This window comes from Dendronalium sp. ChiSLP03b (assembly GCF_034531165.2).
In the GTDB taxonomy this organism is placed as follows: domain Bacteria; phylum Cyanobacteriota; class Cyanobacteriia; order Cyanobacteriales; family Nostocaceae; genus Dendronalium; species Dendronalium minutum.
In genome coordinates this window covers 12,899-39,483 of sequence record NZ_JAVRBR020000149.1, presented here as the reverse complement: position 1 = coordinate 39,483, position 26,585 = coordinate 12,899, and the positions used below count along the sequence as shown (strand labels likewise).

Annotated in this window: 18 protein-coding genes; 14 read left to right on the top strand and 4 right to left on the bottom strand. The window is 42.1% G+C overall.

The features are described from left to right. Window positions 1-3: 3 nt before the first annotated feature. The 6 genes from RMY31_RS34585 (at window position 4) to RMY31_RS34560 (ending at window position 11,953) form a co-directional block, all read left to right on the top strand. Complete coding sequence (locus RMY31_RS34585) at window positions 4-384, top strand: anti-sigma regulatory factor (protein ID WP_322659261.1); 381 nt, start codon at window positions 4-6, stop codon at window positions 382-384. A 4-nt stretch (window positions 385-388) separates the two neighbouring features. Beyond that, window positions 389-1,393 (top strand): ATP-binding SpoIIE family protein phosphatase, encoded by a 1,005-nt coding sequence (locus RMY31_RS34580; RefSeq protein ID WP_322659260.1) that lies wholly within the window; start codon window positions 389-391, stop codon window positions 1,391-1,393. Between the two features lie 83 nt (window positions 1,394-1,476). Further along, the gene (locus tag RMY31_RS34575) at window positions 1,477-3,618 is read left to right on the top strand and encodes an ATP-binding protein (RefSeq protein WP_322659259.1); all 2,142 of its coding nucleotides are present in this window, start codon (window positions 1,477-1,479) and stop codon (window positions 3,616-3,618) included. An 11-nt stretch (window positions 3,619-3,629) separates the two neighbouring features. After that, window positions 3,630-5,669, top strand: coding sequence for a response regulator (locus RMY31_RS34570; protein ID WP_322659258.1), 2,040 nt, complete (start codon window positions 3,630-3,632; stop codon window positions 5,667-5,669). A gap of 147 nt (window positions 5,670-5,816) precedes the next feature. Continuing rightward, window positions 5,817-6,137 carry a hypothetical protein gene (locus RMY31_RS34565; protein ID WP_322659257.1) on the top strand — a complete coding sequence of 107 codons (321 nt, stop codon included), beginning with the start codon at window positions 5,817-5,819 and terminating at the stop codon, window positions 6,135-6,137. 263 nt (window positions 6,138-6,400) lie between these two features. Then, window positions 6,401-11,953, top strand: a complete 5,553-nt coding sequence (locus tag RMY31_RS34560) for an AAA family ATPase (protein ID WP_322659256.1) — start codon at window positions 6,401-6,403, stop codon at window positions 11,951-11,953. 381 nt (window positions 11,954-12,334) lie between these two features. Here RMY31_RS34560 and RMY31_RS34555 read toward each other — a convergent pair whose 3' ends face one another. Beyond that, window positions 12,335-13,384: an anti-sigma factor antagonist gene (locus tag RMY31_RS34555; RefSeq protein ID WP_322659255.1), complete on the bottom strand. Its 1,050-nt coding sequence runs from the start codon at window positions 13,382-13,384 to the stop codon at window positions 12,335-12,337. Window positions 13,385-13,580: 196 nt separating this feature from the next. Between RMY31_RS34555 and RMY31_RS34550 the strand changes: the two genes are divergently transcribed. Both RMY31_RS34550 and RMY31_RS34545 read left to right on the top strand, forming a co-directional pair. Next, window positions 13,581-14,378: a 7-carboxy-7-deazaguanine synthase QueE gene (locus RMY31_RS34550; RefSeq protein WP_322659329.1), complete on the top strand. Its 798-nt coding sequence runs from the start codon at window positions 13,581-13,583 to the stop codon at window positions 14,376-14,378. 209 nt (window positions 14,379-14,587) lie between these two features. Continuing rightward, entirely contained in the window at window positions 14,588-16,081 is a 1,494-nt protein-coding gene (locus tag RMY31_RS34545; protein ID WP_322659254.1) for an esterase-like activity of phytase family protein, read from the top strand. A gap of 46 nt (window positions 16,082-16,127) precedes the next feature. Here RMY31_RS34545 and RMY31_RS34540 read toward each other — a convergent pair whose 3' ends face one another. Together RMY31_RS34540 and RMY31_RS34535 are read right to left on the bottom strand one after the other, a co-directional pair. Continuing rightward, window positions 16,128-16,772 (bottom strand): DUF3318 domain-containing protein, encoded by a 645-nt coding sequence (locus tag RMY31_RS34540; protein ID WP_322659253.1) that lies wholly within the window; start codon window positions 16,770-16,772, stop codon window positions 16,128-16,130. Window positions 16,773-16,849: 77 nt separating this feature from the next. After that, complete coding sequence (locus RMY31_RS34535) at window positions 16,850-17,407, bottom strand: hypothetical protein (RefSeq protein ID WP_322659252.1); 558 nt, start codon at window positions 17,405-17,407, stop codon at window positions 16,850-16,852. Window positions 17,408-18,066: 659 nt separating this feature from the next. On the opposite strand from RMY31_RS34535, the gene RMY31_RS34530 reads away from it, so the two are divergent. From RMY31_RS34530 to RMY31_RS34515, 4 genes are all read left to right on the top strand, one after another. Further along, window positions 18,067-19,134, top strand: a complete 1,068-nt coding sequence (locus RMY31_RS34530) for an amino acid ABC transporter substrate-binding protein (protein WP_322659251.1) — start codon at window positions 18,067-18,069, stop codon at window positions 19,132-19,134. Between the two features lie 71 nt (window positions 19,135-19,205). Then, window positions 19,206-20,129, top strand: a complete 924-nt coding sequence (locus RMY31_RS34525) for an ABC transporter permease subunit (RefSeq protein ID WP_322659250.1) — start codon at window positions 19,206-19,208, stop codon at window positions 20,127-20,129. 14 nt (window positions 20,130-20,143) lie between these two features. Beyond that, on the top strand, window positions 20,144-21,295 hold the full coding sequence (locus tag RMY31_RS34520; RefSeq protein ID WP_322659249.1) for an amino acid ABC transporter permease: 1,152 nt from the start codon (window positions 20,144-20,146) through the stop codon (window positions 21,293-21,295). A gap of 40 nt (window positions 21,296-21,335) precedes the next feature. Continuing rightward, window positions 21,336-22,076, top strand: coding sequence for an amino acid ABC transporter ATP-binding protein (locus RMY31_RS34515; RefSeq protein WP_322659248.1), 741 nt, complete (start codon window positions 21,336-21,338; stop codon window positions 22,074-22,076). Window positions 22,077-22,160: 84 nt separating this feature from the next. Here the strand turns inward: RMY31_RS34515 and ilvD are convergent, their stop codons facing one another. Then, window positions 22,161-23,852: a dihydroxy-acid dehydratase gene (gene ilvD / locus RMY31_RS34510; protein WP_322659247.1), complete on the bottom strand. Its 1,692-nt coding sequence runs from the start codon at window positions 23,850-23,852 to the stop codon at window positions 22,161-22,163. 101 nt (window positions 23,853-23,953) lie between these two features. Here ilvD and RMY31_RS34505 point away from each other — a divergent pair, with 101 nt between their 5' ends. Both RMY31_RS34505 and RMY31_RS34500 read left to right on the top strand, forming a co-directional pair. After that, window positions 23,954-24,838, top strand: a complete 885-nt coding sequence (locus RMY31_RS34505) for a LysR family transcriptional regulator (RefSeq protein WP_322659246.1) — start codon at window positions 23,954-23,956, stop codon at window positions 24,836-24,838. A gap of 459 nt (window positions 24,839-25,297) precedes the next feature. Next, window positions 25,298-26,569: a glycosyltransferase family 4 protein gene (locus RMY31_RS34500; protein ID WP_322659245.1), complete on the top strand. Its 1,272-nt coding sequence runs from the start codon at window positions 25,298-25,300 to the stop codon at window positions 26,567-26,569. Window positions 26,570-26,585: the final 16 nt, after the last annotated feature.

The window sequence follows — 26,585 nt, the reverse complement described above, 5'->3', positions numbered from 1 at the left end:
ATTATGAGTATTGAATCTTCTGCGGATGTCGTTTTAGTTCGGCAAGCGGTGCGTCAGTTAGCAGTAGAATTGAGGTTTAGTTTAGTAGACCAGACTAAAATTGTCACAGCAGCCAGCGAACTTGCTCGTAACACTCTCACCTACGGGGGTGGTGGCACTGTCAAGCTGGAAACCCTAGAAGAAGACAGGCGACGGGGTTTGCGGCTGACATTTGAAGACCAAGGACCGGGAATTGCCGATATCGATCTGGCGCTCAAAGATGGTTTCACCACTGGTAACGGCTTAGGTATGGGATTGAGTGGCACAAAACGGCTAGTAAACGAATTTAATATTGTTTCACGTGTAGGCGAAGGAACTTGCATCACAATTACAAAATGGAAGTAAAACTATGAGCAATTCCGTCGTCCTACCCATATCAGAGTCGAGTCAGGCAGGTGAAGCGCGACGAAATGCAGTTGCCCTAGCCAGCCGCCTTGGTTTTAACGAGACGGCAAAAGGCAAGGTCGCAATTGTCGCAACTGAAATTGCTAATAATCTAGTACAGCACGCTAGAGAGGGGCTACTCTTGCTGCAAACCATCAATAAGCAGAATGTATTGGGTATTGAGATTTTGTCCCTCGACAAGGGGCCAGGAATTGATAATATCGACGAATGCCTACGCGACGGTTTTTCTACTGCCGGTACTCCAGGCTACGGTTTAGGAGCAATCTCTCGCCTCTCGGATGTATTTGAAATTTATTCCCGTCCGAATGAAGGAACTGCCATTCTCAGCCAGCTTTGGGCTGCTCCTGTATCAGCCTCACTGCCAGAACAGCTAGAATTGGGGGTGGTATGTCTACCGAAAACAGGTGAAGAGGTTTCCGGTGATGCTTGGGCTAGCAAAATCAACGAGCAGCGCAGTCTACTATTAGTGGCAGATGGATTAGGTCACGGCCCCTTAGCCGCTAGAGCCTCTCTGGAAGCTGTGAGAATCTTTGAAGAGTCTAGCCACCGCAGCCCCAAAGAAATTATGGAAGCAGCACATGGGGCACTGCGAAGTACGCGGGGAGCAGCTGTTGCGATCGCAGAAATCAACTTCGAGCAACAGTCCATTCGCTTTACAGGAGTAGGTAACATTGGTGCCAGTTTCCTTTCCCCAGTCAAAAACTACAGCCTAGTTTCCCACAATGGTACAGTTGGTCATGAAGCCCGCAAAATCCAAGAATTTACCTACCAATGGCATCCTTCAGGCATTTTGATTCTACATTCTGATGGCTTGAGTACCCAGTGGCGCTTAGAACGCTATACAGGGTTGAGTTACAAACATCCCAGCTTAATAGCAGGTATTTTATACCGAGACTTTAATCGCGATCGCGACGATGTGACAGTACTAGTGGCGCGTGAGGGACGGTGAGAAGAGGGCAGGGGAGCAGAGGAGCAGAGGGGCAGAGGAGCAGGGGAGATAGGGAATAAAAACTGACAACCGATCGCTGACAAATGAATTTAACTATCCTCACCTTAGAAATTCGATACGAGCAAGATGTGGTGCTGACGCGGCAAAGGGCACGACAAATTGCGGAATTATTAGGGTTCGACTCTCAAGATCAAGTACGAATCGCTACGGCAGTCTCCGAAATTGTCCGGAATGCTTTTCAGTATGCAGGTGGGGGAACGGTTGAATTTAAAGTCGAAGGTGAAGCGCCCCAGAACTTAGTGGTGGATATCGACGACAGGGGGCCGGGGATTTCTAACCTAAAAATGATTTTGGAGGGACGCTATACTTCCACAACTGGTATGGGATTGGGCATCATTGGCACGCAAAAATTGGTAGACCAATTTCAGATTGAATCTGTGGTTGGACAAGGCACAAAAGTGCTGATTTACAAGAAATTACCCAAGAAAGCACCAAATTTAACTAGCCAACGCTTAGATCGAATCAAGCAAGAATTTGAAGAGCGATCGCCACAAAATCCCTTTGAGGAAATTCAGCGCCAGAACCAGGAATTACTCCAAGCAATGGCAGAACTGCGTAAGCGCGAGGAAGAACTCATGCAGCTAAACCGCGAGTTGGAAGATACTAATCGCGGTGTGGTCGCATTATACGCCGAACTGGATGAAAAAGCGGATTTCCTCCAGAAGGCGAATGAACTCAAAACTCGCTTCTTCTCAAACATGAGCCACGAGTTTCGCACTCCGCTCAACTCTGTGATTTCGCTCTCACGAATTTTATTGGCTCATATGGATGGGTCGTTAACAACAGAACAAGAAAAGCAAGTGACGTTCATCCAAAAAGCTGCTGAAGGTCTGTTGGAGTTAATCAACGATCTCCTAGACTTGGCAAAGGTAGAAGCTGGCAAGACTACCGTGCATCCCAGTGATTTTGAAGTCAGCGATTTATTTGGGGCTTTACGCGGTATGCTCCGTCCCTTGATAGCTTATAACTCCTCAGTTGCCCTGATCTTTGATGAACCTGTTGGTCTACCGACCCTGCACACCGATGAAGGTAAAGTAGCCCAAATTCTCAGAAATTTTATTTCCAATGCACTGAAATATACTGAGCAAGGTGAAGTGCGTGTGACAGCAATGATGACTGGTGATACTATTACTTTCTCCGTCGCTGATACAGGAATTGGTATTGCACCAAGCGATGGAGAGCGAATTTTTGAGGATTTTGTGCAAATTGAATCGGAATTGCAAAAACGGGTGAAAGGAACTGGACTGGGGCTACCGCTGTCGCGGAAACTAGCGCAGCTTTTAGGTGGTGATGTTTCATTAAAGAGCGAACTTGGCCAAGGCTCTACATTTTTTGCGTCAATTCCCCTGGTCTACACTGGCTCAAACACAACTCTGACTCTACCTTCACCTACTTGGCAAGTTGACCCAGAGCGCTTTCCTGTCTTAGTTGTAGAAGATAATGACGAAACCCTGCTGATTTATGAAAAGTGTTTGCAAGCATCGAATTATCAAATGATTTCAGCAACAACCGTGAATCAGGCAAAACAGGCTTTGCAAAAGTTCCGACCAGTCGCTATTATTCTCGATATTTTACTACAGGAGCAAAATACTTGGTCTTTCTTGGCTGAAATTAAGGATAATGACGTTACTCGCCATATTCCTATTATCGTCGTTACCGTGATTGATAATGAGAAACAAGTGCTAGCATCAGGAGCTAATGAGTTTCTAATTAAACCTGTAGACAGATTGTTACTGCTTACCAAACTCGATACGCTAGTTAAACAAGACAAGCTGCAAAAGCTTCTATTAATTGATGATGACCTGGCATCTCGGTACGTGTTAAAGCAACTTTTAACTAATACTTCGCTTCATATCTTAGAAGCAGCCAATGGCAGCGAGGGGCTACGACTAGCTGAAAGTGAAAAGCCGCAAGCAATTGTCCTCGACTTGAATATGCCGGGTATCAATGGCATGGAAGTGCTAAACCAGCTAAAAAGCAATCCCATTACTAGCGCGATTCCCGTGATTCTCAACACTTCCAAACCGCTAGAGGGAGAAGAGCAAAACTATCTAGCTAAAAACTGTGTAGCAATTATTACTAAACAGACATCATCTCAAGCAGAAGCGAGTACCCAACTTCGGCAAGCCTTAGTCACAGCAGGATTAATCCTAAATCACAACTAAAGAGGAAACACATGCCGGAACCATTGCTCACAATCCTGCACATTGATGACAACGCAGCTAATCGTTATGTTGTCGGTCGGATTTTGCGAAATGCTGGCTTTGTGGTTGTGGAGGCGGCTAGTGGGGAGGAGGGACTAAAAGCATTTGCCGAGCATCATCTCGATTTGGTGATTTTGGATGTCAAACTTCCTGGATTGGATGGTTTTGAAGTTTGTCATCGAATTAAATCTAATCCTGAGACTGCCTTTATTCCTGTCCTGCATCTGTCTGCCAGTTTTGTGAAGAGCGAGGACAAAGCTCAAGGGTTAGATAGCGGCGCTGATGCCTATCTCGTACAGCCTGTAGAGCCAATTGAATTAATTGCGACAGTGCGATCGCTAGTGCGAATTCGCCAAGCTGAAGAGTCTGCTTTAAAATCGGCGCGAGAATGGCAAACCACCTTTGACTCAATCAATGATGGCGTTGGCTTGCTCGACCGTGAAGGTAGGTTACAACGCTGTAATCGTTCCTTAATAGAGCTTTTGGGCAAGCCGCTTAGTGAAATCTTGGGCTACCACCATCACGATTTGATGAAAACATCGCTGGGATTTGGCAGTGGCGATTGCTTTAACCGTGCTAAGGAAACTTGCCGCCGCGAAAGCTTAGAAACCGAGTCTAGAGGGCGGTGGTTTTCTAAAACCATCGATCCGGTGTTAGATGAGCAAGGAAAATTTATTGGTGCAGTCTATCTGCTGGCAGATATTACAGACCGCAAGCAAATTGAACACGAACGGGCACAGCTACTTGCTCGCGAACAGCAGGCACGTCTGGAGGCTGAAGCCGCCAACCGTTTGAAGGATGAGTTCTTAGCAACCCTCTCCCACGAACTGCGTTCTCCCCTAAACGCGATGCTAGGTTGGACTCGGTTACTCAATAGCCGCAAATTTGACGAAGTTACCACCGTCAAAGCAATGCAGACGATTGAGCGCAACGCCAAAGCCCAAGCCCAACTAGTAGAAGATTTGCTTGATGTTTCCCGAATTATTCAGGGCAAATTACGCTTGCATATCCGCCCCATGAATTTAGTCGATGCGATCGAGGCGGCAATTGAGACAGTGCTTCCTGCTGCTAATGCCAAAGAAATTCAAATTCAAACCGTACTTGACCCAGCATTAGGTTCCATCACGGGCGATCCTGACCGCTTGCAACAAGCGATCTGGAACTTACTCTCTAATGCGGTGAAATTTACGCCCAAAGGTGGACAAGTTCGGGTACTAGTGGAGCAAGTTAATTCCCAGGTAGAAATTATTGTCACTGATACCGGACAGGGTATTAGCCCTGAGTTTATCCCTTTTGTGTTCGATCGCTTTCGCCAAGCGGATAGTTCGATTACCCGTACCTACAGTGGTTTAGGATTAGGGTTAGCGATCGTGCGTCACTTGGTCGAGCTACATGGTGGCATCGTTTGTGCTAATAGTCTTGGTAAAGGACAGGGAGCAACGTTTACTGTCAAACTACCGCAAATTCCAATTCCGCCCAAGACCAGCACGGTAGACCAGATACATGCAACTAATGATGGGCAGGAAGTAACATTTGAAAATTTACCAACTCTTGAGGGCATACGTGTACTAATTGTCGATGATGAAGCAGATGCTCGAAATTTTGTCGCAACTGTACTAGAAACATGCGGTGCAAGCATAACTGCCGTTACCTCGGCAACAGAAGCAATTGAAGCCATCTCTAAATTCAGTTTTCATGTCTTAGTCAGCGATATCGGAATGCCAGAAGAAGACGGTTATCAATTAATCCGTAAGGTACGTGCCCTCAAGCCAGAACAAGGGGGAGAAATTCCTGCTATAGCGTTAACAGCTTATACCAGAGTTGAAGACCGATTGCAAACAATTACAGCAGGCTATCAAATGCATTTATCTAAACCTGTAGAACCAGCTGCTATTGCTAGTGTAGTCGCTAACCTAACTGGAAGAACTGGAGAACTGGGACAAGGAATAGGAAAGTGGGAGTCAGAAGTCGGGAGTCCAAGCCCTTCAGTCAGGGAAAAGGGTAAAGGGTAAAGGGTAAAGGTTTGGATCTTTCCTTTTTCCCTTTCTACAGTACCCAGTCCCTAGTCCCAAAAACTGTGCAAATGAGCTTACTTTAGCCGATAATTACTGAAGGCTAGACATTTTTGATCTTCAGGGTGGCATGGAGTTAAAAATCTTATGTACTGGAATAGATTTGATATTTGTGCGGCTTATTACCACTATTGCCACTTACCGTTTAAGAATATTAATCTCCAAAATTATCAGTGGAAACTACTAAATCAACTATACCGATTAAGATATAGACCACTGTTCAGGGATAGAAGACTAGCTACCCTTAATCTCAACTCCAAAGCTCTTTATATGAGTTTAGTTAAATCTAGCTACGAGATAGAGGGTAAAAGTCCAACAAAAATGCATCAAGTTTCTGAGTATCTTGCTGGCAACGATGAGCAAGTTAATCAAAATCTGCCAGTCATGTCTACTCTCAGTGATTCTTAGAAAAACTATTTCGCATAAAACTTGCAAAATTTAATTATTATTTAATCATTGTTGAATATTAGATGATTATTAATAATGCTTCTAAATTATTGTGACAGATAGATTCACAAAACCTAGACTTAGAAAGCAATTTCCGATCCCAAATGGTATAAAGCATTTTTACTTTTAATTCTGCACAAAAGTTAGATTTTGTTAACTTCATGCTGCACATGGGAACAATAACTGTCATGTGGAGGAAAACTGTAAAGGTATGGTAAAGACCAATGGTAAAACTGACAGGTTATCAAATCCTTGAGCAAATCTACTGTGGTCGCAGAACTTTTGTTTATCGTGCTATCAGAGAGCAAGACCAGAAACCCGTCGCGATCAAACTGCTGCAAAATGAGTATCCCAGTATCAGCGAACTAGTGCAGTTCCGCAATCAGTACACCATTACTAAAAATCTCAACCTGCCTGGCATTATCAAAACCTACAGTTTGGAAAACTATCACAATCGCTATGCTTTAGTTATGGAAGATTTTGGTGGTATTTCCCTCAAGGAAGAAATGGAAAAAGGAGGAAATTCCAAAACTGTAGGTGAATTTCTCTCTATTGCTATTCAAGTTGTCACCACTTTAGAAGGACTTTATCAGCATCGGATAATTCACAAAGATATTAAACCTGCCAACATTTTAATTAATCCCACTACAAAAGAAGTCAGACTCATCGACTTTAGCATCGCCTCCCTACTACCAAGAGAAACACAAGCGATCGCTTCTCCCAATGTTTTAGAAGGAACGCTGGCTTATTTGTCTCCCGAACAAACCGGACGGATGAACCGTTTGGTTGACTATCGCACTGACTTCTACTCTTTGGGTATCACCTTCTACGAACTCCTCACAGGACAACTTCCCTTCATTAATACTGACCCAATGGAGTTGGTACACTGCCACATTGCTAAGCATCCCCCCACAGTGAATAGCCTCAATTCTGCTATTCCCCCAGTTATCTGTGAGATTGTTAGTAAACTAATGGCGAAAAATGCCGAAGACCGCTATCAGAGTGCCCACGGACTCAGGTATGACCTAGAAAAATGCTGGCAACAGTGGCAAGAAGATGCCAAAATTGACAGCTTTGAGATCGGACAACGGGATATTTGCGATCGCTTAAGCATTCCAGAAAAACTCTACGGTCGCCAACAGGAAGTAGAAAGCCTACTGGCTGCCTTTGAACGAGTTAGCGCAGAGGGAGTAAAGAAAGATTCTTCACCACTCTCCTCACGTAGTGAAATGATGTTAGTAGCGGGTTTCTCTGGGATTGGCAAAACTGCGGTGGTCAATGAAGTCCACAAACCCATCGTCCGGCAACGAGGTTACTTTATCAAAGGGAAATTTGACCAGTTTGGGCGTAATATTCCTTTCTCAGCATTTTTGCAAGCCTTTCGCGACTTGATGGGGCAACTGTTGAGTGAAAGTAATGCCCAACTTGAGGTGTGGAAAACCAAAATTCTCGGTGCTTTGGGAGAGAATGCTCAGGTACTAGTTGAAGTAATCCCCGAAATAGAATGGATTATTGGTAAACAGCTTTCTGTTCCCGAATTGTCAGGTATTGCTGCTCAAAATCGCTTCTATTTACTATTGCAGAAGTTCATCCAAGTCTTTACCACTAAGGAACATCCCTTAGTTATTTTTTTAGATGACTTGCAATGGGCAGACTTGGCTTCGCTCAAGTTAATCCAATTGCTAATGAGCGAAACTAATCTTAGTTATCTATTAATGATTGGTGCCTATCGAGATAATGAAGTTTTGCCTGCACATCCATTAATGTTGACTTTAGAAGAGATTTGCAAGACTGGAGCAATAGTAAATACCATTACCCTAACTCCTTTAAATCAATCTGACTTAAATCATCTTGTTGTCGATACACTCAGTTGTCCAATTGAACTGGCATTACCGTTAACTCAATTAGCCCACCAAAAAACTCAAGGTAATCCTTTCTTTACAAATCAATTTCTCAAGTCTCTATATGAAGAAGGGCTAATTACTTTTAACTTCAACGGTGGTTATTGGCAGTGTGATATTGCTCAAGTCAAAGCTTTGGCTCTCACCGATGATGTTGTCGAATTCATGGCGCTGCAACTACAGAAATTACCAGAATCAACTCAGTTGGTATTAAAGCTTGCTGCTTGTATTGGTAACAGATTTGATTTAGATACATTGGCCATAGTTTATAAAAAGTCTCCAGTGGAGACAGCAGCAGATTTGTGGGAAGCACTGCAAGAAGGACTTGTGATTCCCACAAGTGAAGTTTATAAGTTTTTTCAAGGTGAGTCAGGTATTAGTTGTCAGTTGTCAGTGGTTAATAAATATGAACAACTTACAACTAACAACGAACAATTAACGACAGTCACATACAGATTTTTACACGACCGGGTGCAACAAGCAGCCTATCTTCTGATTCCCGAAAACGAAAAACAGATAACTCATCTTCAGATTGGGCAATTGTTATTGAGTAATACTGCCGAATCAGAGTTAGAAGACAAAATTTTTGAGATTGTCAATCAGTTGAATGTTGGCGCAGAGTTAATTAGCAATCCAATAGAACGCCAGCAATTTGCCCAACTAAATTTAACTGCTGGTCGTAAAGCTAAGGCTACAACTGCTTACGCTGCCGCTATAAAGTATTTAACAACAGGCATACAACTTTTGCCAGCAGATAGCTGGCATAGTCAATATAATTTGACACTATCACTGTATTCAGAAATAGCAGAGGCAACTTACCTGAATGGCGATTTTCTGGAGATGGAGCAATGGATACAGGTGTTAGTACAATGCGGCAAAAATCTTTTGGATCGATTAAAAGCTTATGAAGTCAAAATCCTGTCTCAAATAGCTCAAAATAGGATGTTTGAGGCCATCCAAACGGGACTAATAATTCTCAAACTATTAGGAATCGAATTTCCCGAGCAGCCAACACAAACAGATATTACCAGTGAACTCAAAAAGACCCAAGCGGCTTTAGCAGAAAAGTCTATGCAGGACTTATTTGAGTTGGGATTAATGACTGACCCGGACAAACTGGCTGCTATGAATATATTGTCGAAGATAGTTTCCGCTGCTTATACAGTTAGTCCGGAATTATATTATTTAATCGTCTTTAAAGAGGTTACTTTATCACTGCAATATGGTCATACTGCTATTTCTCTTTATGGATATTCCAATTATGGGATTATTCTTTGTGCTGTTGACGGAGATATTGAAGCTGGCTATCAGTTAGGCAAGCTGACTCTCCAGCTATTAGATCAATTGAATGCTAAAGAATTTATAGCGAAGACACACGCACCTATTTATGGCATTATAAATCATTGGAAAGAGCATCTTAGAGAAAGTTTGCAACCCGTACAATTAGGTTACTCTATTGGACTAGAAACAGGAGATTTAGAATTTACAGCCTACTGCGCCAACCTCTATTTGTTTCATTCCTTCTTCATAGGAAAAGAACTGACCTCTGTGGCACAGGAAATGGCAATATACAATCAAGCGATCGCTCAACTTCAGCAAGAACCATCCTTACATAAACAACAAATGTATTGGCAGGTAGTGCTTAACTTGCTCTCGAACAGCGAACATGCTTATTGTTTAAAGGGCGATATTTACAATGAAGAAATCATGCTACCTCTGCATCAGCAAGGGAATGACAAAGGCGCAATTTGCTACTTGTATATCAACAAATTGATGCTCTGTTATCTATTTTGTGAGTATACTCAAGCTCTGAAAAATGCTGAGATCGCAGAAAAATACTTAGATAATATTTTAGGATTTTTTGCTGTTCCTCTATTCTATTTCTACGATTCTTTAACCCTACTAGTAGTGTATACTAATGCCTCTAATGACAGACAAGAAAGCATATTGAAGCAGGTGAAAAATAACCAGGAAAAAATGCAGAATTGGGCACATCATGCACCAATGAATCATTTGCATAAGTTTTACTTAGTAGAGGCAGAGAGATATCGAGTTTTGGGTGAGAATGGTAAGGCAATAGATTGTTATGAACGTGCTATTACTGGGGCCAAAGAAAACGAATATATCCAAGAAGAAGCCCTTGCCAATGAACTTGCTGCTAAATTTTACTTAGAATGGGGTAAAGAAAAGATTGCCCAAGTTTATCTATCTGAAGCTTATTACTGTTATGCCCGCTGGGGAGCATTAGCTAAACTTGCAAACTTAGAAAAATATTATCCGCAATTACTTGCTCCGATTCTCAAACCACAAAATATTCGTCAAGATTCAGGTCGCCATACCAATTCCCTAAGTGCATCTGTTAGAACTAATCTTTCTACTAGTAGCAGTGTTTCAGCGGTACTAGACTTAGTAACAGTTGTGAAAGCCTCGCAAGCCTTTGCTAGTGAAATCCAACTTGATAAACTAATTTCCACATTGATGCAAGTGGTGATGGAGAATGCAGGTGCTGTAAAAAGTATCCTGATTTTACTCAAAGGTGATGCCTTAGTTATAGAAGCAATGGCGGAAATTGGACAAGAAAATATTCTCCAATCCATCCCTGTTGAACAAAGTCAGGACATTCCTATTACTCTCATCAACTATGTATCTCGCACCAGAGTAACTGTGGTATTTGATGATGGAAACTTGCAGCCGTTGTTGGCTATTGATGATGGCAAGTTACAGCCTTTTTGGAAGATTGCTGATGAGAGTTCACAGCCTTTTTTTACTAGCGACCCCTATATTGTTCGCTATCAGCCTAAAAGTATCTTATGTACTCCTATTCTCAACCAAGGAAAATTAATAGGTTTACTCTATTTAGAAAATAATTTGACGACAGGGGCATTTACAAGCGATCGCGTCGAAATTTTACGTTATTTATGCGTGCAAGCTGCTATCTCTTTAGAAAATGCTAAACTTTATCAAAATTTGCTGCGATCGCAAACCCGAGAGCGAGATAAAGCCTCTGAATTAGAACAATCTTTACAACAACTCCAGCAAGCACAATTGCAACTTGTGCAAAATGAAAAAATGGCAACTCTCGGAAACTTAGTTGCAGGAGTTGCTCATGAAATTAATAATCCTCTAGGCTTTATTTCAGGCAGTATCAATAATGCTGAAGAATTTGTACAAGACTTGATTTCTCACATAAAAATTTATCAGCAACACTATCCCATTCCCATAGCGGCAATTGAAGAAAATGCCGAAGAAATTGACTTAGACTTTCTCATCCAAGACCTGCCCAAGCTGATTTCTTCAATGAAAGTAGGAACTGGACGCATCCGCAACATTAGTACCAGCCTACGCACATTTTCTCGGGCTGATACTCTCGAAAAAGTTGCCTGTAATATTCATGAGGGCATTGAAAGTACGTTACTGATTCTCAAGTATCGTTTAAAAGCTAACGAACAACGTCCAGCGATTCAAGTTATACAAAATTATGGGAAGTTACCACCTGTAAAATGTTTTCTCGGACAACTGAATCAGGTATTTATGAATATCATTGCCAATGCAATTGATGTTTTAGATGAGGCAAGTCTTAAATATTCTTTTGATGAACTCAAAGCTAACCCCAATCAAATTATTATTAGGACTGAAGTTGTATCAGATGAGAATGTTGTGGTAATTGGTATTAAAGACAATGGTTGGGGAATGACAGATGAGGTAAAATCACAGATATTCGATCATTTGTTTACTACAAAATCTGTGGGTAAAGGAACTGGTTTGGGGTTGTCTATTGCCCGTCAAATTGTTGAACAAACCCACAGAGGTAAGTTGAGTTGTATTTCTGTACCGCGAGAAGGTACAGAGTTTATTATTCAAATTCCAATTTCATAATTTTTAAGTAAGTAACTGAGTGCAATTAATTATACTAATTTGCGTTTTGTTGTAATAGTTCAGGGTGGATGAGATTGCTTACTTCCACTTTGTTTCAGTCGTAATGACGGGATATCATGTTTGACTGCAACTTGATATCAATAGACTTTTGTTCGTCGTAGAAAGCGCACGCAGAGAGCGCTAGGTAAATAAAAGCAATGCCCAAGTTACTTGTGGACTTGAGCATTGCCAAATAAAAATTTTAGCATTCGCAACTTTATACAGCGTTTTTCAGGTAAATGAAGTACACAAGTAGGGGCGAACGGCCGTTCGCCCTTACAATTATCTGTACCTCACTAACTTGAAATCTGCTGTAACTAATTACAAATGAATGGTAATTAGTTAATAAGCACCGCTGTTTCTATTAAAAAGAATGGCTACAGTTTTGAAAATTAACTTCAAATCGTACAGCAAACTCCAGTTTTGCTGATATAGCAAATCTAGTCGAATTACATCCTCAAAACTGCGTACTTTTGATCGCCCATTTACTTGCCATTCTCCAGTCATTCCTGGTTTAACATCTAAACGTTGCCACTCTGGTACTTCATAGCGTTCTACTTCATCTGGTGTGGGTGGTCTAGTACCAACTAAACTCATATCTCCTTTGAGAACGTTCCAAAATTGCGGCAATTCATCCAGGCTAGTTCGCCGCAAAAATCGCCCTACTCGCGTAATTCTGGGGTCGTTCTCATTCTTGAAAAAAGCACCTTCTACTTGGTTTTTGACTAGGGATTTCTTCGCTTCCGCATCCACACACATGGAGCGGAATTTCCAAATTTTAAAACGCCTGCCCAACCAACCACAGCGAATTTGAGCAAAGAAAATTGGGCCGGGATCGTCGATTTGAATAGCAACCACAATAGGAATAAATAAAACTCCTACGATCGCCAAACCTACTAGTGCGCCAACGATGTCTATAAACCGTTTCATCCAAGATGCTACAGAAGGATGAGTAGCTGGTAGCTGCTCTACCTTACGAGAAGTACTTTTGGGGCCGGCTATGAGGTTTTCAGCTTCTATTGGCGGCGTTTCACTAATAGACTCAATAGGAAAAACTTTATCTAATCCAGTGAGGTTTAGCACTGCCATCACCTGAGGAGTAACATTCCGCAGGATCAATGCAATCCCTTTTTCCTGGGTAGTTTTAAAATTACTAACCAGGGCCCCCAAACCACTACTATCCATAAAAGTAGTTTGATGAAAATCAAGAATGATTTTTTGGGGATGCGAGTTTGCTTGAGTTAAGTCTTGGCAGGTTTGCTTAAAGCCTACCGCTTCAAGCACGCTTAACCGCGCTGGCACCTGTACTATTGCCATTTCATTTAGGGAAGTAATTGGAAAATCTGCTTCTGTGGATTGGCTAGTCATGAAGCTCTGCACTTTCGTTGCCATATGAATTTAATCTGCCAAACATTATTTTGTCCTAGAAAATTACCTAACCTCATGTTAAATCAGTAGGAATTAGGACTAGTTGCTAGTTGTTTGGGGTGAGAGCGGAGATTGCCAGCGACGATTCACAATAGAACAAGAAGTAAAAAAACATTCTTGCTTTTGTGCCGACGCAGCGCGATCGCGTTGCTACTATCCCATGACTGCTAAAACTACGGTTAAACCTACTGCACGCCTGATTGAAGTCTTTTCTGCTATTCAAGGGGAAGGACTGAATGTCGGGACACGTCAAATTTTTATTCGCTTTGCTTTGTGTGACTTGCGCTGTCACTTTTGCGATAGTGCCCACACGTGGAATGCACCCGCTACCTGTAAGGTAGAACGATCGCCAGGATTACGCGACTTTGAAATTCACTCTAATCCCGTCCCACTGCCCACCTTAATCGAATGGGTTCAAAGGCAAAATCTACCGTGTCTACACGATAGCATTAGCTTAACTGGGGGAGAACCACTTCTTCATGTGCCTTTCTTAAAGGAATTTTTGCCCGAAGTGCGATCGCTCACTAATCTACCTGTATACCTGGAAACTGGTGGACATCGCCCAGAACAATTAGCTACGATTCTGCCCTACTTGGACTCTGTAGGTATGGATTTCAAACTGCCTAGTGTTAGCGGCGAAAGCCATTGGTCAGAACATGCAAAGTTTCTCCAACTATGTTTTGGTTCACACTTAGATATTTTTGTCAAAATAATTATCTCCAATAATACAGACCCAACTGAGTTGGAACGTTCTGCTTTGTTGGTGGCAGATGTCAGTCCCGACATACCGATATTTTTACAGCCTGTCACACCTTTACCAGCATCTGAACAATTCACTCAAACGCCTGTGCTTGCTCCCACTCCAGAACAAGTATTAATGTGGCAAGCTTTGATGAAAAAGTTTGTACCACACGTCCGTGTTATACCCCAAACTCATAAAATGTTAAATCAGCTGTAAACTGCTCAAACTCTAAAATGGTATTGCTCACCAACCCTAGAAGGCTTAGTAAAGGTTACTGTCAAGTAAAATTTTGATGAAGATGTAATCAAGTAAAAACCGATTTCTATAAAAAATCGATGTCACAATAATTACCTTAATATTGCATTAACCTTTCTTTAATCCGCAAGTCTAAAGCTGAAAAAACTGATTATGTTTTGGAAGTGGACATGATTTTTGCAAGGCATTGGATTTTTGGATTAAGCCTTTCACTGGTCACCAGTGTAGTTAGTATTGCGGGGTCGGCAAACTCTGCCCACGCTATTGCCTTCGTCAACGACATCATCATACCCGGTGATAGTAAAGATTTGTACGAACCTAGTAGCAGTGGTGCTAATATCAATCGCTTAGGTTTTTTATCCGATCTCTACTACGATCGCTACAACAATGTTTACTACGGTCTTGCTGATCGCGGCCCCGGTGGCGGTGTCATTTCCTACAACACGCGGGTGCAGAAATTTTCCTTAGATGTCGATCCCAACAGTGGCGCGATCGGCAACTTTAAAATACTGGACACTATTCTCTTTACCCAGGATGGTCAAAACTTCAACGGGTTAAACTCCAGCCAACTCAACGGCAATGTGGCAGTTCTTGGCAAAAGCTTCGACCCAGAGGGATTTGTAGTTGCTCCTAATGGCAATTTCTACGTTTCTGATGAATATGGCCCGTCTGTTTACGAATTCAGTCCTATCGGTTCTTTCATCCGGGCATTTGAGACTCCGAGTAATCTGATTCCTAAACAGAGTGATGGCACAATTAACTATGTAGATGGTCGCCCAGATATTACTAGCGGTCGCCAAGATAACCGGGGCTTTGAAGGTGTAACTCTTAGCCCAGATGGCAAAAAATTATACGCAGTTCTGCAAGACGCATTAGTGAATGAGGGTTCGCCAGATGGGCGGCGTAGCCGCAATTTAAGGTTAGTAGAATTTGACACAGCAACAGGTCAGAGTTCTGCTCAATACATTTATCAGCTAGAAAGTTTGGCAGCTATCAACGATCGCATTCCTGGAGAAGACGATGATTTTGGAGCAAATGCTCAAGGGCGGAATATTGGTGTCAGTGCCATTACCGCTTTGAATAATGATGAATTTTTAGTATTGGAGCGAGATAATCGGGGTGTTGGTGTAGAAGATGCCGGAGGTGAAAATCCTGTTGCTAGTAAACGCGTCTACAAAATTAGTCTGACAGGAGCAACAGATGTTAGCAACATTAGCTTGGCAGGTATAAATGACCTACCCTCTGGCGTATTACCTGTGGAGAAGTCTACATCACCGTTTATTGATATTGCTGAGCTTCTGAAAGCCGAAGGGCTAGTAATTCCAGAAAAATTAGAAGGTTTAGCGATCGGCCCTCAACTGGCTGATGGTTCCTACGCAATTTTATTGGGTACGGATAACGACTTCAGTGTGACTCAGAATGAAGATACTAATGAGCAGTTTAATGTTTGTACAGATGGCTCTGACGATAATCCGCTTGATAGTGGTTGTCCGCAAGGAACCTCTTTACTTCCTACCTATCTTTATTCTTTTAAAGCTAGCCGCGAGGAGTTAAAAGGATTTGTACAGCCGACCAAAGTACCAGAACCAACCACAACTGCTGGACTAATGGTGCTGGGGTTAAGTGGTTTCTGGTTGAAGCGATCCAAGTTGAAGATTAATTAAATATTTTTTTGGGTGGGCAATACCCACCCAATCTAATTTCCAGTTTCTAGAATCCACCTTCATCTGTGGGTCTGGATTTAGCTTTTGCCTTGTTGGCACTGCGTTTGAGAGCAGAAAGACGTGCTTCGTATCTAGACCGTTGGCGCTTGCTAGGAGTGTTGTCAATTAGGGTTTTTAAGGCGCTACCCAGACTTTTGTAGGCGTTGGGGAGGCTATAACCAAAGCGAGTTGCTAAAGCGATCGCTTTCTCGTCAGCATCAAGCAATTCTCTGAGTTGCTTGTCCCCGTTATTCTTTTGATATAGTCGCCAGCCTGAAACGCCACACAGCGCTAAAGCCAATACTAGTAACAATCCATCCTGCACCCACAACTCACCAACAGCGCCACCTAAACCGATAGCTAATGCTGCCATTTCCCAACCATCTTTGGGAATTGTGTCATTTTGGATGCGCGCTACTTCATGCCAGAACAGCAGATTACGCTGATCCATCGCGAGAGCATCCCATTTCACCAAGTCAATTTGAATTTCTACTTGGTCTTTACCAATTTCTTCGCTACGGATCAGGGGTGGATTGACCTCAGTTGTGCCTTCAACCGTGACCCAGCTTTGCAATTCTGGCGGCAGTAAGCCTTTTAATCGCCGGAGTTCACTCATTTCCGCTTTGGCAGAGGAGGTTGCATAGGATGTCATAAAATCCAGCCCTAGAAAAATTCAGTATATAGTGAGGGTATCACTTTGGAGTATAGCTATTTCAGTGATAGATCGCCTCACTCGCTGGGAAAACTTCCCCGCTTTTTCCTAGCTTCCATGGCCTTTTCCAGGACTTCTAGCAATCCAGGAGCTTCTTCTTGAATACTCAGTAACATTCTTTCCCCAAGTTCTACATTCCCTGGATCTTGACCTGTGGCCATCACCTCTTTCAGCCGAGGTAACGCTATACCATCAACAATCTGAATTAAACCACTTAAACAACGGTGAAATTGTTTTTCTGTAAGAATCGAGTCTTCTAGAGGAAACTCGATAATGGCACGGATTTCGCCATCGGAGGGATCGTACTCCCATTGCAGCATTTTGGTTTCCCAAGAAATAGCCAACATCGTCTGGAGAATTACACTCTTGTGAGGATGATCTTGAACTCCCGCCAAAACATGAGGCGCAAATACCCGAAAAAATTTTCCCTCCTCATCCAGTTGGACAACTATCAGAAAATCTTCTAAGTTATCAGCTTCTACACCTGTGATAATACGATCTTCTTCATCATCAAAACGGTAGTCCCAACCTAGTTTGTCTAAGTAATTAGCAATCTGTTTGAGATTAGCTCCCATAAAAGCCTCATAAGGAACGGTGGAGCGGCTGTCACCAAAACTAGTTTAACCTGCTAGTGGCAGGTGCTTAAGTTGGTGTAGCTACTTCTCTCCTTTTAGAAGTATGCAATGAGTTTTTGCACAATAGTTGAGTCTGTTTGCTAATTTATCCAGATTCCATGATTAAACAAATTTTGGTCTGGGAAATGAGCATGAAGACCAGATATCTTACATTGTCGTAGCTCCACAATCAGTTTGCTTGCAAGAAGGCCAGCCGCCTAACAAGAGATATATTAATCCTTATCGAAACTGTGAAACTATCGTTAAGCTAGACAAAAGTCAATCACATAACATAAAGTTAAATAATTTATTTCCATATTCAAAATGCTAAACAAATCATAAATTAATTAACATTATATTTTAATTTTTATGATAATAATTCTGTCTTACTACGGAAAAATATAATATCTAATCTATATTTTTTTGTGAACCATATTTTAGTAATTAATATATAAACTATAAGATTTATAAAAAAATAAGTAAAAACGTCATCTATCTCTGTATTAAAGGGAAATAAAGCATAGGTGCTGAAAAAGTTTTATATTACAAGCATCTACTTTGTTTTACACAATCATTGTAGTTAGAAATACATTTTTGGTAGTTCAGTATTCATGAAGTTTATGCGGAAATCAGCTTTAATCCTAGCGATCGCCCCCATGCTTTTTACCATTACCGCTTGTGGTGGAGACTCAGGACAAACAGCAAATATAGCCAGTAATCCAGCAGCACAAGCAACTAGAAATCGCTGGGATACTATCAAAAGCCGTGGTCAGCTAATTTGCGGTGTCAGCGGTGAAGTACCAGGATTTAGCTTTGTGGGAACTGATGGTAAATATAGCGGCATAGATGTAGATGTTTGCCGCGCCATAGCAGCCGCTTTGTTTGATAACCCAGACGCAGTAGAATTTCGCAACCTCAATGCCAAAGAGCGCTTTACAGCCTTACAAACTGGGGAAATAGACGTTCTCAGCCGTAATACCACCTGGACACTTAGTCGTGATACCTCAGTAGGTCTGGAATTTGCACCAGTCGTATTTTACGACGGACAAGCCATAATGATTCGCAAAAGTAGCGGCATCAAGTCACTGGCAGATCTGAAAGATAAGGCAATTTGCGTGCAAACTGGTACTACTACCGAGCAAAACTTAGCAGACCAAATGCGGAAACGTGGTATTACTTACAAACCCGTTGTTTTTGAGGACGTTAATATCACCTTTGCTACCTATGCTGAAGGGCGTTGCGATGCTATTACAGCCGACCGTTCAGCATTGGTTTCTCGACGCACGACTCTACCAAAGCCAGAAGATAACACAATTCTTGATGAAGTCATTTCTTCGGAACCACTTGCACCAGCAGTTGCTAAAGGGGACACTAAGTGGGGTGATGCTGTCAAGTGGGTGGTTTATTCACTAGTAAAAGCCGAAGAGTTAGGCATCAATTCCCAGAATTTAGGGCAGTTCACCAATAGTACTGACCCAGATGTGAAACGGTTTTTGGGAACAGAAGGCAACCTCGGTGAAGGAATTGGTTTAACAAAAGACTTTGCAGCCAGGATAGTCAAGCATGTAGGCAACTATGCTGAGATTTACGATCGCAATCTCGGTCCCAAGACAAAACTCAATCTAGTTCGCGGTCAAAATCAACTCTGGACAAAGGGCGGACTGCTCTATTCTCCACCGTTTCGGTAAAAAGATGGGAGAGATGACGAGGAGAACAACTACTAACAACTGTACAGACGCGATTAATCGCGTCTCTACTAATGACTAATTCAAAACCGCCTATATGGCGCGATCGCCGCTTTTGGCGCATTGCTGGGCAATTCATTACCGTATTTGTAACAGCAGTTATAGTAACAATGCTGTTGGGTAATCTTAAACGCAATTTGCAGCAATTAGGTATTCAGTTCGGATTTGATTTTCTCAAGCAGCAAGCATCCTTTGACATAGGTGAAACCCTTATTGCCTATAATCCAACTGATACTTACAGCCGCGCCTTGTGGGTAGGCTTAATTAACTCTTTGCGGATAGCTGTAACAGGAATTTTCTTCGCCACAGTTGTGGGCGTAAGTGCAGGAATAGCCCGTTTATCTGATAACTGGCTAGTGCGGAATATCGCTCTAGTTTACGTGGAGATTTTTCGCAATATACCTTTACTACTACAATTGCTATTTTGGTACTTTGCTGTTTTTCTTGGTTTTCCCAAAGCAGAAAATAAAATTTCTTGGGGGTTCATTGGTTTGAGTCAAAATGGCTTAGAACTTCCTTGGTTTACCTTGTCGCCTGAATTTGCAGCTTTACTTTTGGGGTTGATTTTTTACACAGGTGCATTTATTGCAGAAATTGTTCGAGGTGGGATTCAATCAGTAGCAAAAGGACAATGGGAAGCAGCGCGATCGCTAGGTTTAAAACCAGGATTAGTGATGCGGCTAGTGATTTTTCCTCAAGCTTTGCGGGTGATAATTCCACCACTAACGAGCCAGTATTTGAATTTGACAAAAAATTCTAGTTTAGCGATCGCGATCGGCTACCCCGATATTTATTTTGTCGCCTCAACCACCTTTAATCAAACAGGGAAAGCCGTAGAAGTAATTTTGCTACTGATGCTTACCTATCTTACCCTCAGTTTAACTATCTCCGTAGTGATGAATTTGTTTAATCGCACCGTACAAATTCAAGAAAGATGACAGAGAAGTAACTCATGACTAATTCTCAATTGTTGTGGCTGCGTAAAAATCTGTTTAGTAACTGGTACAACAGCTTATTAACAGTTATCTGCTTAGTATTCCTATTTTGGGTAGTGCGAGGAGTCATAACTTGGGCAACTACTCAAGCACAATGGGCAGTCATTCAAGTTAATTTGCGTTTATTTTTAGTTGGTAGGTTTCCCCAAACGCTATATTGGCGAGCCTGGATTGTACTGGCGATCGCTTCGACTTTAGGCGCTGTAACTGCGGGAATATTCATGACCAAGCAACAATTTACAAAGCGTGGAGTAGCTTTATTTGCTTTCATTGTCGGCTTGCTATTAGTTATTTTGCCCTTAGATTTAACATCCCGCCTTTGGTTATTGTTGGTTGCAGTTTTGCTATTTGTCGGTTTTGGGATTGGAGGCAGGTTTTCTAAAGTAATAGTCCCTTGGCTTTCCATAGTATGGCTGTTGTCTTTCCCAATAATTTTGTGGCTAATTGGTGGTGGATTTGGTTTGCAATCTGTATCCACAAATTTATGGAACGGTTTGCTACTTACCCTACTAATGGCAGCAGTTAGTATTGTGCTTTCTTTTCCTATTGGTGTGTTGCTTGCTTTAGGACGCACAAGTAGTTTGCCTGTAGTACGTTGGTTTTGTATTCTTTACATTGAAATCATTAGAGGACTGCCGCTGATTGGAATTTTGTTCCTTGCTCAGGTAATGCTGCCCTTATTTCTGCCAACAGATTGGCGTTTAGATCGGGTAGTACGAGCGATCGCTGGACTAGTCCTATTTAGTGCTGCTTATATGGCAGAAAATGTACGCGGCGGACTCCAAGCAATCCCACGCGGTCAAATTGAAGCCGCAAATGCACTAGGGCTTAACATACCCTTAGCAGTTATATTAATTGTGCTACCACAAGCCTTGCGTGCTGTTATTCCTGCTATTGTGGGTCAGTTTATCGGCTTATTTAAAGACACCTCACTGTTATCTTTGGTAGGATTGGTGGAACTCACAGGTATTGCCCGTTCCATTTTGGCACAGCCACAGTTTCTCGGTCGCTATGCAGAAGTGTATTTATTTATTGGATTGATTTACTGGGTATTTTGTTATTCAATGTCGCTGGCTTCTCGGCAATTAGAAAGACAATTAAGTAATTAAAAATTAATTTTTTTGATTTTTTATTTATAGGTAAAATACCGTGACAGAACAGACATCAATAATTGTTGCTGAAGATGTTCATAAGTGGTATGGCAAATTCCACGTTCTCCAGGGTGTGAGTTTAACAGTAAATCGCGGAGAAGTAGTAGTTTTAATGGGACCTTCGGGTTCGGGTAAATCAACATTTATCCGCACATTTAATGCTTTAGAAGAATACCAACAAGGAAAAATTGAAATCGATGGTATTACTCTCAGCCATGATTTGCGAAATATTGAAACAATTCGGCGAGAAGTGGGAATGGTATTTCAGCAATTCAATTTGTTTCCCCATCTGACAGTGCTACAAAATATCACTTTGGCACCAATTTGGGTACGTCGATTCTCGAAGACGAAAGCTGAAGAATTAGCGATGCAATTGCTAGACAGAGTCGGAATTTTAGAACAGGCACAGAAATATCCAGGACAATTATCTGGTGGACAGCAACAACGGGTAGCGATCGCCCGCGCATTAGCCATGCAACCTAAAATTATGCTATTCGACGAACCCACTTCAGCCTTAGATCCAGAGATGGTCAGAGAAGTCTTAGATGTGATGCGAAATCTTGCCCGTGACGGCATGACAATGGTAGTCGTCACCCACGAAGTCGGATTCGCCCGTGAAGTGGCTGACCGAGTAGTGTTAATGGATAGCGGTCACTTAGTCGAATCAGCCACCCCCGATAGCTTTTTCACCAATCCCCAAGAAGAACGCACCCGCAAATTCCTCTCACAAATTCTCTAAAACTTCGCGTTTCTCTGCGCTAAACTTTGCGCCCCTCTGCGTTTTAATTCAAAACCCATCAGGTTTTTGGAAATAGGTGTTTAATTACTCATTAAATAAATCCAAATCAGTAACAGCACCGACACTACTAGAAGCAACCAACTTGGCATATTTCGCCAAGATGCCTTTTGTATAACGGGGTGGACGGGGTTGCCAGTTAGCTCGTCGTCGTGCTAACTCTTCATCAGAAATATTTAACTGTAACAACCGAGAATGGGCATCAATGGTGATGGTATCACCTTCTACCACTAGAGCGATCGCACCACCAACAGCAGCTTCCGGCGCAACGTGTCCCACGACCATACCATAAGTACCACCAGAAAAGCGTCCATCAGTAATTAAACTGACCGCATCACCCAAACCAGCACCGATAATTGCCGATGTCGGCGCTAACATTTCCCGCATCCCAGGGCCACCTTTGGGGCCTTCATAACGAATCACGATCGCATCTCCAGCTTGAATCTTACCCGCCAGGATGGCATCTAAACATTCTTCCTCGGAATCAAATACCCGTGCAGGCCCAGTAATGCTAGGATTTTTCACACCAGTAATTTTAGCAACAGCGCCTTCTGTTGCCAGATTACCTTTGAGAATAGCTAGGTGTCCTTGAGCATACACGGGGTTATTCCAAGGACGAATTACATCTTGATTAGCGGGTGGCTCGTCGGGAACATCTGCTAAGACTTCGGCGATACTTTTACCTGTAATCGTCAGACACTCACCGTGGAGTAAACCATGCACTAGTAGTATTTTCATCACTTGGGGAATACCACCAGCTTTGTGTAAGTCTGTAGCGACATATCTACCACTCGGTTTTAGATCGCACAAAACAGGCACGCGCCCACGGATAGCTTCAAAGTCATCAAGATTTAGTTCTACATCCGCAGCGCGAGCGATCGCCAGAAAATGTAATACGGCGTTAGTTGAACCACCTACAGCCATAATTACAGAAATAGCATTTTCTATGGATTTGCGGGTGATAATCTGCCTGGGTAAGATTTGTTGGCGAATTGCTTCTACTAAAACCTTGGCGGATTCGGCGGTGCTATCGGCTTTTTCTCCGTCTTCTGCTGCCATTGTGGAAGAATAGGGTAAACTCATGCCCATTGCTTCAAAGGCTGAGGACATAGTGTTGGCTGTGTACATCCCACCACAAGAACCCGCACCAAGACAAGCCCGACGTTCTACTTCCATTAGTTCGGTGTCGTCTATTTTGCCAGCGCTGTATTGTCCGACGGCTTCAAAGGAACTAACTACGGTTAAGTCCCGACCGTTGTAGTGCCCGGGTTTAATTGTGCCACCGTAGACAAAGATTGCTGGGATATTCATCCGCGCCATTGCAATCATTGCCCCTGGCATATTTTTATCACAACCGCCAATGGCTATTACTCCATCCATGCTTTGGCCGTTACAGACGGTTTCGATGGAGTCGGCGATGACTTCTCGCGATACTAAGGAATATTTCATCCCTTCTGTTCCCATTGAGATGCCGTCGCTGATGGTAATTGTGCCAAACATTTGCGGCATTGCTCCGGCTTGTTTAATACTAGCTTCGGCTGTCTTTGCTAGTTGATTGATTCCCATGTTGCAGGGGGTGATGGTGCTGTAGGCATTGGCTACGCCGACGATGGCTTTGTTAAAGTCTTCATCTTGAAATCCTACTGCTCGCAGCATCGCCCGATTTGGCGATCGCTGCACTCCTTGTGTGACCGCCTGACTTCTCATGTTCTCTGACATCTGTGTTTCCTTCCATGCTTTGTACGAGTATCATAAGTAGACTTTTTTGAGATGTCCAATATATATTTATGCAAAATTAAGACATTTTAAATATCAAAACTATGGAATTACGACACCTGCGCTACTTTATCGCTGTAGCTGAAGAACTGCACTTCAGTAAAGCTGCCGAAAGATTGCACATTGCTCAACCTCCCTTAAGCCAGCAAATTCAGCAGTTAGAGGCGGAACTGGGAGTAGAACTATTTCACCGCAAAACCAAGCGACAGGTACAGCTAACGCAAGCTGGGCAAGTATTTTTGCAGGAAACTTATCAGCTATTGGCTCATCTGGAAAAAGCAATTGAGTTAACTCAAAGAATGGGAAGGGGTGAGAAAGGACAACTGCGAGTGGGGTTTACCAGTTTAGTCACTTACAATTTGCTGCCTCAAATTTTGCGAAAATTTCGAGAAAAGTACCCAGAAGTAGAGTTGGTATTACAAGAGTTAACGACAACTCAGCAAGAGCAAGCACTACAAAATCGCCACATCCATGTAGGCTTTGCCCATCCACCTTTGGAAGACAACACACTCAATCAAGAATGCATTCAGCAAGAACCCCTAGTTGTCGCTTTACCGGAAACTCATCCCTTAACCCAACAAGAACGCATACCAATGCGATCGCTTGCTGACGAATTTTTTATTATGTTTCCCCGCCATTTAGGACCAGGACTTTACGACCAAATCGTGAGTCTGTGCCAGCAAGGAAATTTCAGCCCTAAAATAACTCAAGAAGCAATCCAAATGCAGACAATTATCGGGTTAGTGTCAGCGGGTATGGGAATTGCGATCGTACCTTCTTCTTTGCAAAATCTTCAGCGTTCTGGTGTAATTTACCGCCCAATTGAAGAGAAAACACCATTAATAGAAACGACTATAGTATGGCAAGAAGAAGAGATAACGCCTGTTTTATCAGAATTTTTGCAACTAGTGAAAAGTTTTTCTGTTTAAGGAAATGCAACTATTCTAAAAACAGACATGGATTTTTTAAATGCTAAGAACAAATCTAAATAATTAATTTAAATACAAAATACTGAAATCGTATTTTATCAATTAGGGATAATAAATTAATTTTTCTATTTAAAATATTCATTTTATTTTTATTAAGATATGTCAAATTATACACAAATACAAATAATATTATATAAAAACTTTTTAATCTCGAATTTTTACTATAAGTAAATTTTTAATTTATACAATTAAACTTATGTCTAAATTGTAAAATATCTACTAAATAATACTTAAGTAAGCAATATCAAATTTTACTGAATCTTCAATAACAAACCACTGACATAGAAATCCTTTGAAGACAAAATTAAATGATGGGTGCTTCAAAAGACAAAAAGATAATTTTTTGAAGAAAAAGACTTTCATCGTCCATCAAATCCAGAAAACTCTGACTAATTTGTTATGCGGATTTTAATTTACTCTTACAACTACTATCCAGAACCAATTGGTATCGCCCCACTGATGACAGAATTAGCAGAGGGACTGGTCAAACGTGGCCATGAAGTACGTGTAGTCACTGCTATGCCGAACTATCCCGAACGCCAAATTTACGAAGGCTATCGGGGCAAGTTATATTTCACCGAATATAAAAATGGTGTTCAAATCCAACGCAGTTATGTTTGGATTCGCCCACAACCTAATCTGTTAGATAGAGTCTTGCTAGACGCTAGCTTCGTTGTTACTAGTTTTTTGCCTGCTCTCGCTGGCTGGCGGCCAGATGTGATTCTCTCAACTTCGCCATCACTACCTGTTTGTGTACCAGCTGCTCTTTTAGGGTGGCTGCGTGACTGCCCTGTTGTATTAAATCTTCAAGATATATTACCAGAAGCAGCTGTCCATGTTGGACTACTGAAAAATAAATTGCTCATCAAAGTATTTGCTGGATTAGAAAAATTTGCTTACCGTACCGCCTCTAAAATTAGCGTCATTGCCGATGGTTTTGTAGAAAACTTACTATCTAAGGGCATAGAATCGAGCAAAATTGAGCAAATTCCTAACTGGGTTGATGTTAATTTCATTCGTCCTTTGTCCAAAGAAAATAACCCTTTCCGTGTGGCACATAACCTAAATAGCAAATTTGTAGTGCAGTATTCTGGAAACATTGCACTGACCCAAGGTTTAGAAACTGTCGTCAAAGCTGCTTCTGTATTGCGTCATATCCCAGAGATTGCCTTTGTGATTGTTGGAGAAGCGAAAGGTTTGCAGCGATTACAACAGTATTGTCTAGACTGCGGAGCCGATAACGTTTTGCTATTGCCGTTTCAACCCCGCGAACATTTACCACAGATGCTAGCAGCTGCCGATGTTGGCTTGGTGGTGCAAAAGAAAAATGTGATCTCATTCAATATGCCATCAAAAATTCAAGTACTACTTGCTAGTGGTCGGGCTTTAGTCGCATCTGTTCCCGAAAATGGTACAGCAGCAAGAGCAATTAGACAAAGTGGCGGTGGAGTTATTGTTCCTCCAGAAGACCACGAAGCTTTAGCAATGGCAATTTTGGAACTATACAAACACCCGGAAAAAGTCAAAACTCTGGGTTATAACAGTCGTCAATACGCCGTTGAACAATATGCTTTTGAACATGCTTTAAATCATTATGAAAATTTACTTTACTCAGTAACCGCAGATAGTCAAGCAATTGAGTCAAAAGTAGTTTCAAAACAGGAAGTATAAACCTAATCAGAATGTT